Source organism: Mesorhizobium sp. M1D.F.Ca.ET.231.01.1.1 (assembly GCF_003999155.2).
GTDB lineage: Bacteria > Pseudomonadota > Alphaproteobacteria > Rhizobiales > Rhizobiaceae > Mesorhizobium.
Genome location: NZ_RZOZ02000008.1, coordinates 208,014 through 224,478 on the forward strand (window position 1 = coordinate 208,014; position 16,465 = coordinate 224,478).

The 16,465-nt window shown below is 65.3% G+C and carries 15 protein-coding genes; 6 read left to right on the forward strand and 9 right to left on the reverse strand.

Annotated elements, in window-relative coordinates:
- Nucleotides 1–17 precede the first annotated feature (17 nt).
- The 8 genes from EN874_RS21750 to EN874_RS21785 form a co-directional block, all read right to left on the reverse strand.
- On the reverse strand, nt 18–692 hold the full coding sequence (locus tag EN874_RS21750) for a peroxiredoxin-like family protein (RefSeq protein WP_127427208.1): 675 nt from the start codon (nt 690–692) through the stop codon (nt 18–20).
- Between the two features lie 408 nt (nt 693–1,100).
- Entirely contained in the window at nt 1,101–2,339 is a 1,239-nt protein-coding gene (locus EN874_RS21755) for an MFS transporter (RefSeq protein ID WP_127427209.1), read from the reverse strand.
- Between the two features lie 157 nt (nt 2,340–2,496).
- Nucleotides 2,497–3,597: a pyridoxal phosphate-dependent aminotransferase gene (locus EN874_RS21760; protein WP_127427210.1), complete on the reverse strand. Its 1,101-nt coding sequence runs from the start codon at nt 3,595–3,597 to the stop codon at nt 2,497–2,499.
- Between the two features lie 114 nt (nt 3,598–3,711).
- Entirely contained in the window at nt 3,712–4,176 is a 465-nt protein-coding gene (locus EN874_RS21765) for a MucR family transcriptional regulator (protein ID WP_127427211.1), read from the reverse strand.
- Nucleotides 4,177–4,358: 182 nt separating this feature from the next.
- Nucleotides 4,359–5,063, reverse strand: a complete 705-nt coding sequence (locus tag EN874_RS21770) for an ROK family protein (RefSeq protein ID WP_127427212.1) — start codon at nt 5,061–5,063, stop codon at nt 4,359–4,361.
- Nucleotides 5,064–5,078: 15 nt separating this feature from the next.
- Nucleotides 5,079–6,455 carry a glucose-6-phosphate dehydrogenase gene (gene zwf, locus EN874_RS21775; RefSeq protein ID WP_126086936.1) on the reverse strand — a complete coding sequence of 459 codons (1,377 nt, stop codon included), beginning with the start codon at nt 6,453–6,455 and terminating at the stop codon, nt 5,079–5,081.
- 13 nt (nt 6,456–6,468) lie between these two features.
- A complete protein-coding gene (gene gnd / locus EN874_RS21780) occupies nt 6,469–7,482 on the reverse strand; it encodes a phosphogluconate dehydrogenase (NAD(+)-dependent, decarboxylating) (protein ID WP_127427213.1) in 1,014 nt (337 codons plus the stop codon).
- Between the two features lie 45 nt (nt 7,483–7,527).
- Nucleotides 7,528–9,933 carry a glucan 1,4-alpha-glucosidase gene (locus tag EN874_RS21785; protein WP_127427214.1) on the reverse strand — a complete coding sequence of 802 codons (2,406 nt, stop codon included), beginning with the start codon at nt 9,931–9,933 and terminating at the stop codon, nt 7,528–7,530.
- A 322-nt stretch (nt 9,934–10,255) separates the two neighbouring features.
- On the opposite strand from EN874_RS21785, the gene EN874_RS21790 reads away from it, so the two are divergent.
- Together EN874_RS21790 and EN874_RS21795 are read left to right on the forward strand one after the other, a co-directional pair.
- Nucleotides 10,256–11,530 carry a histidine kinase gene (locus tag EN874_RS21790; protein ID WP_127427215.1) on the forward strand — a complete coding sequence of 425 codons (1,275 nt, stop codon included), beginning with the start codon at nt 10,256–10,258 and terminating at the stop codon, nt 11,528–11,530.
- Nucleotides 11,530–12,270, forward strand: a complete 741-nt coding sequence (locus EN874_RS21795; protein ID WP_127427216.1) for a response regulator transcription factor — start codon at nt 11,530–11,532, stop codon at nt 12,268–12,270. The genes EN874_RS21790 and EN874_RS21795 overlap by 1 nt, the downstream gene beginning before the upstream one ends.
- Before the next feature lie 7 nt (nt 12,271–12,277).
- Here EN874_RS21795 and EN874_RS21800 read toward each other — a convergent pair whose 3' ends face one another.
- Entirely contained in the window at nt 12,278–12,616 is a 339-nt protein-coding gene (locus EN874_RS21800; RefSeq protein WP_127427217.1) for an antibiotic biosynthesis monooxygenase, read from the reverse strand.
- A gap of 132 nt (nt 12,617–12,748) precedes the next feature.
- On the opposite strand from EN874_RS21800, the gene EN874_RS21805 reads away from it, so the two are divergent.
- The 4 genes from EN874_RS21805 to EN874_RS21820 all read left to right on the forward strand — a co-directional run bounded on the left by EN874_RS21805 (nt 12,749) and on the right by EN874_RS21820 (nt 16,464).
- Entirely contained in the window at nt 12,749–12,943 is a 195-nt protein-coding gene (locus EN874_RS21805; RefSeq protein ID WP_126086941.1) for a 4-oxalocrotonate tautomerase family protein, read from the forward strand.
- On the forward strand, nt 12,943–13,833 hold the full coding sequence (locus EN874_RS21810; RefSeq protein ID WP_127427218.1) for an SMP-30/gluconolactonase/LRE family protein: 891 nt from the start codon (nt 12,943–12,945) through the stop codon (nt 13,831–13,833). Before EN874_RS21805 ends, EN874_RS21810 begins: the two co-directional genes overlap by 1 nt.
- Nucleotides 13,834–13,937: 104 nt before the next feature.
- Nucleotides 13,938–14,951, forward strand: a complete 1,014-nt coding sequence (locus EN874_RS21815) for an ABC transporter substrate-binding protein (protein ID WP_127427219.1) — start codon at nt 13,938–13,940, stop codon at nt 14,949–14,951.
- 49 nt (nt 14,952–15,000) lie between these two features.
- Entirely contained in the window at nt 15,001–16,464 is a 1,464-nt protein-coding gene (locus EN874_RS21820) for a sugar ABC transporter ATP-binding protein (protein WP_127427220.1), read from the forward strand.
- Nucleotide 16,465: the final 1 nt, after the last annotated feature.

A 16,465-nucleotide genomic window follows, 5' to 3' on the forward strand; every position in this document is an offset into this window, starting at 1 on the left:
CTGCGCCTAGCCCCACCTTACCTTCCGATTTGTGATGCCGCCGACATCAGCTCCTGAGTGTTTGGGGCGCCGAATAGGCCACCATCGAGTATCTCGTTGGAAGTCCAGCGAACGACGCCATCACGGTCCAGCAAGAACTGACCGACGAGCTGCCCAACGCCGGTGGCCATCATCTGTTGATCCGCTTCGGTGATATCGTAGCCGTCCTTCTTGTTCAGATATTCGAGCGCCGCAAACGGGTCCATCGGTTCCGGCATCTCGCCCGGCAAGTCGACCCGCATCGACTTCACTTCGCTCATCGAAACCTTTTGCGGCCATGCGCTCTCCTCTTCAGTGATCTGCATATTCGGCAAGCCAAAGGCGCGGTGTGAGGTCCGCTCCGGATCGGAGGCCGCGAGCAGGCCGAGCATCGGATGGTACCGCAGATAGAGGCGGGCCCGGTCGATGGGCGTGTTGACCACTGTCAGGTTTTCGATACCCTTCTCGTTGAGGGCCGGGGTGAGTTGCGAAAGCATGGCGATATGGCGCCTGCAAAAAGGACAATGGAGACCTCGATACAGCCCAACCAGCACCGGTTTCTCGCCTCGGAAATCGTCGATGGCGATCTTGCCCTCGCGGGTAATCGCGTCGAGCACGACATTGGGCGCCATTTCGCCAAGTTGCAGCGGGCCTATGTTGAGACGTTCTGACATGCTGATCCCTCCTCCCGGGTCAATTCGCAACGGATGTGTGGGCGGGTGGCTTGAGCCCATGTGCGGCACATACGTCCTTGGGCATGCTGAAATGACGGTCGGCCATAGGTCGGCGTCGATAGTCCAATTATAGCACGGAGTGGGCGGACTCTAAGGCGTCCTTACGGAGGGCAACGCTTTGCTAGATGGCGCTGGTGTCCGCTTTAGCCCAATTGCGTAGATTGAACGTCCGCTATGTCTAGTGCGTCTCACCGTTTCACGGAAACGGCGAAACGCACTATCTCCTTGTTTTGACGCAATTCCAGACGGGAAATCGCTCACACTTTTCCCGGAATTGCTCTAAATGCCGACAGCTGCAGGTCTGCGACGGCTCATCTCAGCCGTTGTCGGCGCAAGGCTGGCGCCCAATCAGTTCCGACTGTCGAGATGCCGTACCTGTCGCAGCGCCGGGAACAGCCAGGCCCAGAGGCCGGCCACGGCGATGGCGCCGATGCCGCCGAGCACCACCGCCGGCACGGTGCCGATCAGCGCCGCCATGGTGCCGGCGCGGAATTCGCCGACCTCGTTGGAGGCGCCGACGAAGACCTGGTTGACGGCGTTGACGCGGCCGCGCACCTCGTCGGGCGTCCAGAGCTGGATCAGCGTCTCGCGGATATAGACGCTGAACATGTCGGTGGCGCCGAGCATGGCGAGCGCCGCGATCGACAGCCAGGTGAGGGTCGAGACGCCGAACAGAACGGTGAAGGCGCCGAACAGACCGACGAAGCCCAGCATGATCTTGCCGGCGTGGTCGCGGATCGGGTGGCCGGCGAGCCAGACCGCCACGGCGATAGCGCCGATGCCGGGCGCCGAGCGCAGCAGGCCGAGACCCCAGGGCCCGAGTTCCAGAATGTCGCGCGCATAGACCGGCAGCAGCGCCGAGGCGCCCGACAGAAGCACGGCGAAGAGGTCGAGCGAGATGGCGCCGAGCACGATCTTCTCGCTCCAGATATAGCCGAAGCCGGCAAACAGCGTCTGCATCGTCGGCTTGTCGGTGGCCGTCTGCTGGGCAGGCTTGGGGATGGTGAAGACGAGCAGCGCCGCGACAAGCATCAGGATGGCTGCGGTGGCGTAGGCGGCTTCCGCCGAAAGGCCGTAGAGCAGGCCGCCGGCAACCGGGCCGACGATGGTCGCCATCTGCCAGGCGGACGAGTTCCAGGCGATCGCGTTGGCGAAATCCTGCGGCGGCACAAGATTGGCGACCAGCGAGGACGATGCCGGCCCGTAGAAGGCGCGGGCGATACCGAACATGGCGAGCACGACGAAGATCGGCACCGGACTGCCAGGGCCGCGCAGCGTCAGCAACAACAGGGTGAGCGCGCAGCCGGCCTCGACAAGCGACGACAATGTCATGATCAGGCGGCGGCCGAAGCGGTCGGCGACGACGCCGGTGATGAGCACCAGCAGCAACGAAGGCAGGAACTGGACGATGCCGACGATGCCGAGATCGAAAGGGTTGCGCGTCAGGTCGTAGATCTGCCAGCCGACGGCGACGGAGACGATCTGGGTGGCGAAAGTGGTGAGGAAGCGCGCCGTCCAGTAGCTGAGGTACGGCCGGTGCCGGAAAGCGGCGTAGCGCTGTTCAGGTGAAACTGCTTCGGCGGTCATGATTCAAAGGCCCCGTTGTGACATCGGCCGGCGGGGCACTTCCACGGTGGGCGCTGGTCCGGCGGCAAACCCTTAGCCCAGTTCGTCCTGCCATGCGCGCAAAAAATCCGCGCGGGATGAAGGAAATGCGGAAATCATTGTTCGCAATGGAAGAGGCTCAGCCTCTCAGCGCGGCCGAGATGGCCTCCAGCCCGCCGCGCAATTCAGCCTCTTTCGGCCAGCCGAAGCCGACGCGGAAGAAGCGCTTCGGCATCTCGAACCAGTGGCCGGGGCCGACATAGGTGCCGTGCTCTTCCAGGAGCCTGGCGTAGAAGCGGTCGAGGTCGAAGCCGGCATCGACGTCCAGCCGCGGGAAGCCGACGACGCCGCCTTGCGGCCGTACCCAGTCGACCAGCGGTTCGCCGTCAATCCAGGCTTGCACGATGTCGCGACGCTTCGTCATCTCCGGCAGCAGCGACTTGAGGAAGACGTCGCGGCGCTCGAGCATGGAGCGGGCGACCGCCTCGTCGATGACGCTGCCGCAGATGCCGATCTGCTCCTTGGCGGCGAGGAATGTCTCCTGCAGTTCCTTGTCCCTGGTGACCAGCCAGCCGATGCGGATGCCTGGAATGCCGAAAGCCTTGGACAGAGAGGAGACGCTGATGGCGGCGGCACTCAGCGATGCCGCCGAAGGCAGCTTTTCGTCATAGGAAAGGTCGCGATAAGTCTCGTCGACCAGGAGCCGGCAGCGCCGGCTCTCGGCAAGCGCGATCAGCGCGTCGAGATCGGCGCGGGCCATCATCGTGCCGGTCGGGTTGTGCGGGCAGGTGACGCTGATCAGCCTGGTGCTTGGCCGCACCGCCGCCGCGACGCGCTCGATGTCGATCGCAAAGCCGTTGTCGAAATCGAGATCGACATAGGAGATGGCGCAGCCGATCGCCTTGGGCGTCTCGATGTTGGTGGCATAGTTCGGCCGCAGGACGACGAGATGGTCATCGGCCGAAAGCAGCGAGGTGGCGATGATGAACAGCGCGCCGGCAGCGCCCGCGGTCACCAGAACGTCGTCGGCGGAGAGTCCTCCGTCCTGCGCGGCGATCAGTGCGCGCAGCTCTTTTTCGCCGCGATGCTCGCCGTAGAACAAGGTGAGGTCGGGCAGCGAAAGGCCGATGTCGGAGAGTTTCCGGTCGGCTATCGAGCTTTCGGAAAGGTTGTAGCGGATGCGGTCGTAGCCATACTCCTCCGGCGCCTCCTTCTCGATCACCATCCTGGCGTAGTTCATGGCCTTATCCCCACCAGCCTGCTTCTGCCGTCATCCAAGCCACAAAAGCAGGAAGCCTGCCAAGGCGCTTTCGCCCGGCAGGCTTCCTGAAATCGTTGGTGCAGCCGGATCGGCTCAGGCCGTCGCCTTGGCCCGTCTTGCCCTGGCGGGCTTCACCGGCGCCGCTTCCGCCTTGCGGCCGAGGCCGATCGACTTGGCGAGCTCGGAGCGCGAGGCCGCATAGTTGGGCGCGACCATCGGATAGTCCGCCGGCAGGCCCCATTTGGTCCGGTAGGCCTCCGGGGTCAGTCCGAAATGCACGCCGATATGGCGCTTCAGCGATTTGAACTTCTTCCCGTCCTCGAGGCAGATGATGTAGTCCGGCGTCACCGAGCGGCGGGGGTTGACGGCGGGAACGGGCGGGGGTGCCGCCGGGGCCGGCGGCTGGTTCAGCCCGCCGATCGAGGAGGCGACGCTGGCGATGAGCCCGCCCAGGTCCGAAGCGGGCAGCCGGTTCTTGGCGACATAGGCCGACACGATGTGAGCGGTGAGCTCGAGCAGGTCGACTTCTTCCCTGGCTGTATTGGTATCCTCGTCCACGTCAATTCCTCCTCACGGCCGCAAATCGGGATGCAAATCAGAGCACTGCCGTTCCTTCACACGCCGGGAGGGCGCATGGCGGCGGCAGGCCGGCGAATTCCTAGTCGGCAAATCTGCTCGGCGCAACGATAAGCGGCGCAATCACACGCTATTTTGAACAAGTATACTGGAAAGTAAAAATATCAGACGACCAGCGCCTTGTCGCGCCACAGTCGAAATCCGCCTTCGAAGGCGCGTGTGTTGTCGCCGCGCCTGGACTTTTCCGGCAATTCATCGAGCTTGTCGACATTGCCGCCGCCGATAACCACATAGTCCGGCTGCAAGGCGGCGCGAAGCCTGTTTACGACATCGAAAACGTATTTGCGCCATTTCTTCTTGCCGTGCTTTTCCAGGCCGCGCTCGCCGACATAATCCTCGAAGGTGCAGCCTTTCTTGTAGGGAAGGTGGGCAAGCTCCATCGGCTGCCCGACGTGGTCGAGGATCATGGCGGCGCCCAGGCCGGTGCCCAGGCCTAGGAACAGCATGCGGCCACCTTCATAGCTGCCGATCGCCTGCAACAGCGCATCGTTGACGACCTTGACGGGCTTGCCGAAGGCGGCGCCGAAATCGTAGCCGTTCCAGCCCTTGCCGAGATTGAAGGGATCGAGCGAAGGCTTGTTGTCCCTGACCGGGCCCGGATAGCCCATCGAGATCACGTCGTAGTCCAGACCCTCGGCCAGTTTCTTCACCGAAGCGACCATCTGCTGCGGTGTCAGGCCCGGCCCGGACTCGGCGCGGCGCATGTCGCCGCCGGCGCTGGTGAGGATCTTAACATGCGAGCCGCCGACGTCGATGGTGAGCACGACCGGTTCGCCGGTCGCCGCAGCCGGTTTTGCCGCTTTCGCCATTCCGTTCCTCCCATGCTACCTGGTCGGATTGATCCAGCCGTTGGGCGGGCCGAAGCCGTTCATGGCATCGGCCGGTCCCCAGGTCTTCGGCGCATAGATCTGCGGCGGCGTGGTGTCGCCGAGCACCGGTCCGACAATGCGCCACGCGAGTTCGGCCGCGTCCTGGCGGGTGAACAGCTGGCCGTTGCCGTTCATGGCGTCGCCGATCAGCCGCTCGTAGGGCGGCATGTCGCCCTTGGTGTCGTCGAGCGCGGTCAGTTCCACCTGCTCGCCGATCATGTCGTCGCCGGCCACCTTGCGCTGGGCGCCGATCGAGATCGCCACCTGCGGGTCGATGCGGAAACGGACGTAGTTGGCGTCGCCCGGCTTGATCGGGTCGAAAACGTCGAGCGGCGGCCGCTTCAGCCGCACGATCACTTCGGTGGCGTGCACCGGCATGTTCTTGCCGGCGCGGATGAAGAACGGCACGTCCCGCCAGCGCCAGGTGTCGACGAAGAAGCGGACCGCGGCGAAGGTTTCGACCGGAGAGTTCGGCCGCACGCCAGGCTCCGCCAGATAGCCGTCGAACTGGCCGCGCACGACATCGTCCCTGGTCAGCGTGCGGATCGCGCGCAGCACCTGCACCTTCTCGTCGATCAGGTCGTCGGCCGAGCGGCCGACCGGCGGCTCCATGGCCAGAAGCAGAAGGATATTGAGCAGATGGTTCTCGATGACGTCGCGGATGCAGCCGACGTCGTCATAGAATTTGCCGCGGCCGTCGATGCCGAAATCCTCGGCCATGGTGATCTGCACGCTCTCGACGAAGTTGCGGTTCCAGATCGGCTCGAGAAAGGCATTGGCGAAGCGGAAATAGAGCAGGTTCTGGATCGCTTCCTTGCCGAGATAATGGTCGATGCGGAAGATCGACTGTTCGTCGAACACCAGATGCAGCACGCGGTTCAGCCAGCGCGCCGACTGCAGATCGTGGCCGAAGGGTTTCTCGACCATCAGCCGCGCGCCGCGCGCGGTGCCGGATTGTTCCAGTCCCTGCACGACGGTTTCGAACATGGTCGGGGGCACGGCCATGTAATGCAGCGGCCGCTGCGCCGGGCCGAGCGCCGTCTTCAGCCTCTCGAAGGTGGCGGGATCGCGATAATCGCCGCTGACATAGCGCAGCAGCGAGGCGAGCTTGGCGAACACCTTGTCGTCGACGGCGCCCAGCGCATTGACGATGCCGTCGCGGGCACGGTCCACCAGTTTGGCCAGCTCCCAAGGGTCGAAGGCGACCCCGATCACCGGCTCGGCGAGCGTCCCCTTGGCGACCATGTGGTAGAGCGCCGGAAATATCTTCTTGTGCGCAAGGTCGCCGGTCGCCCCGAAAAGCACCAGCGTGTCGGACCTCTCCTGGCTCATCCTGTCTCTCTCCTCAGGCGCCGGTCTTCGGCTTCTCGACATGCCCTCCGAAGGCATAGCGCATGGCGGACAGAAGCTTGTCGGCGAAGGCGGATTCGCCTTGCGATGAGAAGCGGTCGAACAGCGCCGAGGAGAGTACGGGCGCCGGAACGCCGGTGTCGATCGCCGCCTTCAGCGTCCAGCGGCCTTCGCCCGAGTCCGACACCCGGCCGCCGAACTGCGTGAGCGCGGGGTCGTTCTTCAGCGCGCCGGCGGTGAGGTCGAGCAGCCAGGAACCGATGACGCTGCCATGCCGCCAAACCTCGGCCACCTGGGCGAGGTCGATATCGAACTGGTAATATTGCGGGTTTTCCAGCGGACTGGTCTCGGCGTCCGCGGTCCGGCCGCGTTTGCCGGCGTTGGCCGATTTCAGGATGTTGATGCCTTCTGCATAGGCGGCCATGACGCCGTACTCGATGCCGTTGTGCACCATCTTGACGAAATGGCCGGCGCCGCTCGGCCCGCAATGCAGATAGCCGAAGGCCGCGGTTCCGGCGTCTTTTGAGGGGTTGGTTCCGGCATCGGCGCCGGGCGCCAGCGTGGCGAAGACCGTATCGAGGTGCTGCACGGCTTCATCGGGGCCGCCGATCATCAGGCAGTAGCCGCGCTCGAGACCCCAGACGCCGCCGCTGGTGCCGACATCGACGAAGCTGATGCCTTTGGTCGCCAGTTTCGCGGCCTGGTCGACGGCGTCATGATAATAGGAATTGCCGCCGTCGATGATGATGTCGCCGGGCCCCATCAGCGCCGCCACCTGGTCGACGATCCTGCCGGTGATCGCGGCCGGCAGCATCAGCCAGGCGCAGCGCGGCTTGGCGAGCTTGGCGACGAACTCTTCCAGCGAGGCGGCGCCGACGGCGCCGTCCTTGACCATGCCGGCGACGCTTGCCGAATTGATGTCGTAGACGACGCATTCGTGGCCGTCGCGCATCAGGCGGCGCACCATGTTGGCGCCCATCCTGCCCAGTCCCATCATTCCGATCTGCATGGTGCCATCCCGATTGCTTGAGGAAAGAAGATTCTGCTGGCCGTCTTATGCGCCGATATCGAGAGTGAAGTCGACATTCTCCCAACGGCTGGCTTCGGGCCAGAAAAAAGTGAAGGCGATCGTCGATCCCGGCGGCAGGTCCGCTACGGCCAAGTCGACCAGATGGACGCCGAAGGCGTTCTCGGTCGTCTTGTCGTCATGCACCGTCAGCCATTTGTCGCTGCTCCAGTGAACAACGCCGCGCGCCGCAAGTTCCACACGCAGGACCTTGCCGGCGGGAATGGAGCGGATCTTGTTGTTGAAGCGCCATGAGCGGAAGGGCGAGACGGTCTTTTGCTTGATATAGCGTTCGACGCCTTGGGGCGGGATGTCGAAGACCCTGCGATCGCGCAGCGAGCGCAACAGCTTGATATGCTCGGCATGCGCCCAGACCAGCGGCATGGCGCTGCCGGAGGGCGCGCCGAGCCGCAATTCGCGCTCCGGCATGTCGGACCTGTCCCAGACCTGCTCCGGCAGCAGGCCGCCGACGCTGGCCGAGCGCTCGAATGTTTCGAGCAGCTCCGCCGCTTTCCCGGGACGTCCGGCGGCCAACTCGTAATGCGCGCGCTCACCGGCAAGCAGCGGCCAGGGCCGGCCCCGGCCGGTGCCGTCGAAGGGTGAGCCGTCGTCATGCTCGCCATAGCCGTCGCCACTGTAGCGGTACCAGACCGGGCCCTGCGGCAGGTCGCAGCGCAGCGTGGCGTCGATGACCTTGACGGTGTTCAGGATGCGCGGATCGTCGGCGGCCCTGAGCCCGAAACGGACCAGCGCCAGCGCATCCGGGCTGACGATGGCATCGGCTGGCTTGTCGGTGTCGCCGGGCGGCCGGTTCTTGATCGGCACGAAACCGTCCTTGGGCGAAGCGGCGCCGGCATCGTTGGATGGGGCGATGCGGATATAATAGCCATCGACGCCTTCCCTGGCGCAGAGTTCGGTGCCGGTGACATAGGTCCAGCGCTCGATCTCTCCGTTCCAGCAATCGGCGGTCTCGCGCAGATAGTTTGCCGGCTCATTTTTGCCGCAGGCATCGAGCATGTCGGCGGCGGCGAGAAGAGCCGCGATCTCGACGGCCAGCGTGAACGGGCTGTAGCCGGCGTCCTCCTCCCAGCGGTCCTCGCCGGTGACGGGGCCGTTGCGCACCACATAGGAGGCCGCGCTCTCGATCATGGCCAAGAACTCGCCAAGTTTGGCGGGCGGCAGATGGCCGGCGCGGCGCAGCGCGTCGGCGAGCAGCAGCGGAAAGGCGCACTCGTCCATCTGGATGCCGGGCCAGTAAGGCGTTCCGCTCGACCAGCAGTTTTGCGGCCAGTGCCCGTCCGGCTGCTGGATCGAGCGCAGATAGGTGAGGATCTGCAGCGCCTGCCTGGCGTCGCCGGCGGCGAGGAAGCCGCCCGCCGTCTCGACCAGATCGCGCGGCCAGACCAGATGGTAGCCGCCGAGATCGTCGTCGCCCTTGTTGAAGCCCCAGGGGATCGAGAGACTGGCGACGGCGGCGCCGGGCTTGGCGACCGACAGATGCGAGGCGAGCACCGCCGTGCTGATGCGGTAGGTGTTCAGGCCAGAAGCAGAATGCCGGTCGAGCTTTTCCAGCCCGGCCTGGAATTTCCGCCAGTTGACGGCATAGGTTTCGGCGGCCGCCTCGAAACCGCCCTTCAGGCTGGCCAGCGCGATCTCCGCCGCCTCTTCAGGCCAGGCGCCGAAGCCGAGCGCGAGCAGGGCCATGCCCTTGCCTGCCGGGAAGCCGATCTCGCCGGTCAGCGCCACATTGCCGTCCTCCGCGCGCTCAAAGGCCGGATCGAGCGCGCCGCCATCCCGAAGCTGCTGCCAGCCGTCGGAGAAGCCGACATAGCCGGCCGAGCAGTCGCCCCAGGGCAGCGATGAGGCGAGCGCGAGCGAGACGCCGCGGCCTGACGCAAAAAGGATGCGCTGTCCCTTGTGCTCGCCGACCCAGGCGGTGTTGCCCATGCCGGCATTGACCAGATGCGGCGCAAGCAATGCGTAAACGCGATAGTCCGCGGGCGGGCCCGTAAGCGCCGCGAAGGTGATTTCCTGCAGCAGGGCAGGTCGTGTCGGGTCCGTAACAATGCGCTTTTCTACCCGGTACGAGCCATCGGCCGCCGTGTTGACCAGGCGGTAGGCCGGCACGCCGTCCTCGAACGGCTCGATCGTGCGCACCGCATCGCGCTTCTCTTCCGAGAAGGAGCCGTGGGGTCCGGTGACGATCAGCTCCATGTCGCGCGTGCAGGCGCTGTCGAGGCGCGGATAATAGACCTCGTTCAATATGCCGTGGCTGACGGTGAACCAGAGCGGGCTCTTCGCCGAAAGCGCGGTGCCGATGCCGCTCTTGGCGCTTGACGTCCAGCGCGCGGGAATTCCCGGGGCGCCCTGTGCAATGGTCGGCGTCACTGCCATGCATTGATCTCCTGGCGCCGTTCCTAATGCGCATCGCGATCTTTCAGATTCGCTCCATGCGCTTTAGGTTTTTGATCTTACGCAGGTCTTTGTCCCGAAACCGGTTCCCACTTTCGGGAGGCATGCTTAGACCAGGAGCCGGCGGGTTTTCAATCTTCGCACCTGAAGTTGATCGCCCTGCCGCAACGTGAGCCCTCGTTGACAGGCGCACCGTCAAGCGCTCACTATTTCGCAACCAGGGAGGACTGCGGAAAAGCATTGGAGGCTGCGCCGCGAGGCCCGGCATGGCGCGTTTTTCCGCGGCATCATCCAGGGAGGAAACATGTCGGAGGTATCTCCCCAGCTGATCGACCGGCTGCTCGCGATCTCGCGGGCCCTGGCCGGGCATATCGATCCGGGTTCGGCGTTCCGGGCGACGGCGATCGAAATCGGCACGCTCATCCCGCACGACCATATCGACCTGGCGGTGCTGTCGCTCGATGGACGCATGCATGCCTGCTACGAGGCCGGCTTCCACACCAGCTGGAGCGATCTGGCGCAGCACCCGGTCGACGGTAGCCCGATCCGTCGCGTCCTGCGGGGCGAGACGCCTTATCTCCTATCCGGCAATGCGCTGATCGACGACCGCTTCCATTTCGAGGGAGCCTTCGACGGGCCGATCTTCGCCGCCAAGCTGCGCAGCCGCATCATCGTGCCGCTCAGGGCCCGCGGCAGCGTCATCGGCGCGCTCAACATCAGCCGGCACGAAGCCGGCTGCTACACCCAAGAAGACGTCGAGATCGCCCAGCAATGCGCCGACCTGATTGGCCCTTACATCTTCGCGCTGATCCAGACCGAGGAGGCGCGCCGCGCCATGCTCGCCGAGAGCGAGGCGCGCAACCGCGCCGAACTGCTGAGGGTCGGCGCCTCGCAATTGACCGAAGGCATGGAGCGCGAGCGCCGCCGCATGGCGATGGACCTGCACGACCAGACGCTCGCCGACCTCGCCCGCATCGCGCGCCAGGTCTCGGCCTTCCGCAGCCGGGGCGTGGCGCGGACGGCCCAGCTCGCCGATCTCGAGCAGGAGGTGGCGGGCTGCCTGGCGGAGCTGCGCCACATCGTCGACGACATGCGGCCGAGCGTGCTTGAACTGTTCGGCCTGCGCGACGCCGTCGAGGCGCATCTCAACCGCAGCGTCGCCCGGGCCAAGCCGCCGATCGCGGTGCGCATCGCCGACACCAGCGACGGCAGCGCCGACAGCCTGTCGGAAACGTTGCGTACGGCGCTCTACCGGATCGTGCAGGAAGCCATCAACAACGCGGTGCGCCATGCCGGGCCGAGCCGCATCGAGGTGCAGCTCGCCTCCACGCCGGGCACCTTCAGCGTGACCGTCTGCGATGACGGCCATGGCTGCGGCACGGTCGACCCCGCCGCTCAGGGCGGCATCGGCCACATGCATACGCGAGCGGCGCTTGTCGGGGCGCGTCTGCGTTTCGAGCCGGCCGGCCGCAAGGGCGGCACGCGGGTCGTCATCGAGATCGACCGCGAGCCGACGATGGGCAAGGGCTCGACACGAACCGTAGCGCTGGCAGGCCAATCCGTGGCGGAGGCAATCTGATGCTGGTGATGATCGCGGAAAATGACGGGCTGCACCGCACCTTCGCGCGGCGCACCGTCGAGCAATTGTGGCCGGGCGACGTCGAGGTGATCGAAGCCGGCGACGGCGAGGACGCCATCAGCCTCGCCGCCGAGCGGCAGCCGCCGCATGTCGTGCTCGACCTGCAGCTGCCCAAGGCGACCGGCATCGAGGTGGCCCGCGCCATCTGGAGCCGGCGCGCCGGCACGCATATCCTGTTCTGGTCGAATTTCGCCGACGAGGCCTATGTGCGGGGCGTGGCGCGCATCGTGCCGCCGGGGTCCGTCTATGGCTATGTGCTGAAGTCGGCGACCGAAGAAGGCATGCGTTCGGCGCTGCGCGGCGTGTTCCGCGAAGGGCACTGCATCATCGACCGCGAGATCCGCGGCATCCAGCACCGCGTCCAGGACCGATTCGAGGGCATCACCGACGGCGAATATGAGAGCCTGATAGACATTGCGCTCGGCCTGACCGACCGGGCGATCGCGGCGCGGCGCGGCCTGTCGATCCGCGGCGCGCAAAGCCGCATCAAGCATGTCTACGACAAGCTCGGCATCGTGCCGCCGGAAGACGGCGCCGGCGAAGCGTCGGTCTTCAATTCGCGCACCCGCGCCATCTATCTCGCCATGGCGCGCGGGCTGATCAACATCGACGCGCTGCGGCGCGAGCAGGAGCAGCTCGACGCCTGGCTCGCTCAGTCGACGCCGCCGCAGGATCAGTAGGCCCGGCTCAGTTTGAATTGTGATTGCTCTTGGCCCTCAGAGCGATCGGCGCGGTTTCGATCAGCCTCAGCGACCTGACCATATTAGCGGTCCGCGACTTGTACTTGAGAAAGTGTGGTGTGGTCAGGTGGGCTTGGTAGGCGAACTGATCGGCATAGCATTCGATCACGCGTACCATTTGAGGCGCATCCTTGACCGAGACCGCATGAAGAAACGGCACGCCGGGCTCGTTCTGCACCGAGGCCTCGATCTCTTCGGCGAGCAAGGTCCTGAAGCTCTCGATCTGGCCCGGATCGATCTCCAGTTCCGCAATCCGCACGATCCGCTCGACTTGACGCTCCGCCATCACTGTTCTCCTGCTTGCATCTGCCGACTGTGCAAAACCACAGTCGGCGATGCGCTTAGACCCGTATCGCCCAGCCTGCATCCTGGTTACGCTTTTTTGTCCTACAAAAAGAAAAAATAGCGGGAGGTGCCCATGCCGTTCGTCAGCATACGGATACTCGAGGGCCATTCGCAAAAGCGCAAGAACGAGATCTCGCGCCGCGTCACCGAGGCGATCAGCGAGGTCGCCGAATTGCCCATGGACAAGATCTGGGTGGTGATCGAGGATGTGCCGGGCAGCGACTGGTTCGTGGCCGGCAAGCCGGTGCGGGAACCGAAGGGCCCGTAATGTCGATCCCGGCACACGCCCGTCGTTCCGGCTTCGGCGACGTCGTCGGCAATGCGGCGATGGAGCGGCTTGCTACCGGCTACGGTTTCATCGAGGGGCCGGTGTGGCATCCTTACGAGAAATGGCTGGTCTTTTCCGACATTCCGCAAAGCCGCATGTACCGGCGCAGCGCCTCGGGCGAGATCGGGCTGCTTCGCAATCCCAGCCAGATGGCCAACGGCAACACGCTCGACCGGCAGGGCCGGCTGGTGACCTGCGAGCACGCGACCAGCCGGGTGACGCGCGCCGAGCCGAATGGCGCGACGACGGTCCTCGCCACCCACTACCAGGGCGCGCAGCTCAACAGCCCGAACGACATCGTCGTCGCCACCGGCGGCTCGATCTATTTCACCGATCCGACCTACGGCCGGGCGGAATTCTACGGCGTGCCGAGGCCGCAGGAGCTGTCGTTCCAGGGCGTCTACCGCATCGATGGCGACGGCGCGCGGCTGACGCTCGTCGCCGACGATTTCACGCAGCCCAACGGGCTCTGCTTCTCGCTCGACGAATCGAGGCTGTTCGTCAACGATACCGAGCGCGGCCACATCAGGGTGTTCGGCGTTGAAGCGAACGGCGACCTCAACGGCGGCGCGGTTTGGGCGGTGACGGAAGGCGAGGGGCCCGGGGCGCCGGACGGGATGAAGATCGACAGCCGGGGAAACCTCTATTGCACCGGTCCGGGCGGCATCCATGTGTTCGATGCCTCGGGCGATCTTCTCGGCGTCATCGCGACACCGGAAGATTGCGCCAACTTCACCTTCGGCGACGACGATCTGAGGAGCCTCTACATCGCCGCGTCGACCTCGCTCTACCGGCTGAGGGTGCGCGTGCCGGGGCTGAGGCTGTTTTGAGCGTGAGCGCTCGGATCGAATTGAGCGCTCGGATCGGATTGGAATGAAGTCGGCCGCGGGGCCGATGGAAGTGCAGCAGTCAACACATCTGGGAGGATAGTGACATGAAGAAACTACTGGTCTTGAGCGCCCTTGCAGCCATGCTCGCCTCGGGCACGGCGCTTGCCGACACGAGTGGCAAGAAGATCGCCTTCTCCAACAATTACGCCGGCAATTCCTGGCGCCAGGCGATGCTCGACAGCTACGGCATCGTCACCAAGAAGGCGGTCGACGACAAGGTGGTGGCGGCGGCGGACGTCTTCACCACCGCCGACAAGGAAGTGCCGACCCAGGCCGCCCAGGTGCAGAACCTGATCCTGCAAGGCTATGACGCGATCGTCATCAACGCCGCCTCGCCGGATGCGCTCAACGGCGCCATCAAGCAGGCCTGCGACGCCAACATCGTCGTCGTCTCCTTCGACGGCATCGTCACCGAGCCCTGCGCCTACCGCGTCGTCGTCGACTTCAAGGACATGGGCAAGCAGGAAGTCGAGCAGATGGCCAAGTTCCAGCCGAAGGGCGGCAATCTGCTGGAGATCCGCGGCCTTGCTGGTACCTCGATCGACGATGCCATCCATGCCGGCATCCTCGAAGGCGTCGCCGCCCATCCCGAGTTTAAGATCGTCGGCTCGGTCACCGGCGACTGGGACCAGACTACGGCGCAGAAGGCGGTGGCGACCATCCTGCCGTCGCTGCCCGATGTCGTCGGCATCGTCGACCAGGGCGGCGACGGCTATGGCGCGGCGCAAGCCTTCGCCGCCGCCGGCAAGCCGCGCCCGACCATCATCATGGGCAACCGGCAGGACGAGCTGAAGTGGTGGAAGGAGCAGAAGGAGAAGGACGGCTACAAGACCTGGTCGGCTTCGATCGCGCCCGGCGTGTCGACGCTCGCCTTCTGGGTGGCGCAGCAGGTGCTCGACGGCCGCAAGGACATTCCGCACGACCTCCTGGTGCCCTATCTCGCCTTCACCCAGGATGATTTCGAGGCCGCGCTGCCGAAGATCAAGGAAGGCGGCGTCGCCACCCACGAATACACCCAGGAAGAAGCCGTCGCGGCCATCAAGGCCAACATCAAGTAGTAACGGTGAGCGCATTGCCGTCAGCGTCGCCAACCGGGTATCGTTGAGCATGCTCAAGGCAAACACCGACATCGTCAGGCTGGACGGCGCCGAAAAACATTTCGGCGCCGTCAGGGCTCTCAACGGGGTCGACTTCCATGTCGGCGCCGGCGAATGCGTCGGGCTGGTCGGTCACAACGGCGCCGGCAAGTCGACGCTGATGCATATGGTGGCGGGCACGCTGCGGCCCGATGGCGGGCAGATCGCCGTGCGCGGCAATCAGGAAGCCGGCTATTCCGTGGCGCGCGCGCTCGAGCTCGGCATACGCTGCGTCTTCCAGGAGCTGTCGCTCTGCCCAAACCTCAGCGTCGCCGAAAACACGCGCATCAACCACCCCTCGCTCGCCGGTTTCGGCTGGCGGCGCAAGGCCGCCGATCTGATCCAGGCCAAGCTCGACGAGATCTTTCCCGGCCACGGCATCTCGGCGGACGACATCGCCGGCGACCTGTCCATCGGCAGGCGGCAGATGGTCGAGGTGGCGCGCGCCTTCACGCTGACAAGCAAGCCGCTGCACCTGGTCATCCTCGACGAGCCGACCTCGTCGCTCGACGCGCATACGGCGGGCCAGCTGCTCGCTTTTGTGCGCCGCTTCGTCGAGGGCGGCGGCAGCTGCATCCTGATCTCGCATGTGCTGGGCGAAGTGCTGCAGAATGCCGACCGCATCGTGGTGATGCGCGACGGCAAGGTGGTCGCGGCGGATGCCGCAAATGCGTTCGACCGCGACAAGCTGGTTGCCGCCATGGGCGGCGCCGAGGGCCATAGCAAGGCCGCTGCCGAGAGCCGCAAGGTGGAGGTCGGTGCGCTCAGGGTGCGCGCGACCCCGGCGCGGCAGCAGGACGGCAAGGAGCTTATCGCCCGGGCCGGCGAGATCATTGGCCTTGCCGGACTCGCCGGCCACGGCCAGACCGATCTCTTGCTTGCGATCTTCTCGGCGGCTTCGCGCGCCAAGGCGGGCGTCGAGGTGACCGCGCCGGTGGCGCTGGTCGCCGGCGACCGCCAGGCGGACGGCATCTTCGCGCAATGGTCGATCGCGCAGAACATCGGCATTCGCTCGCTTACCCGCCTGCGCAACGGTTTTTTGATCTCGCCGCAGCGCGAGGCGGAGCTCGCGGATTTCTGGAAGAAGAAGATCGGCATCCGCACGCCGGACATCAACAACAACATTTTCTCGCTGTCGGGCGGCAATCAGCAGAAGGCGCTGTTTGCCCGCGCGCTGGGCTCCGACGCCGAGATCGTGCTGATGGACGATCCGATGCGCGGCGTCGACATCGGCACCAAGCTCGAGGTCTACGACCTCGTTCGCGAGGAGGCCGCCAAGGGGCGCACCTTCCTCTGGTACACCACCGAGACCGAGGAGCTCGACAATTGCGACCATGTCTATGTCTTCAAGAACGGCCGGATCGTGGCCAATCTCGGCCGTGAGGAGCTGACGGAGGAGAAGATCATCCAGTCCTCGTTCGGCGATGCGGCCTGAG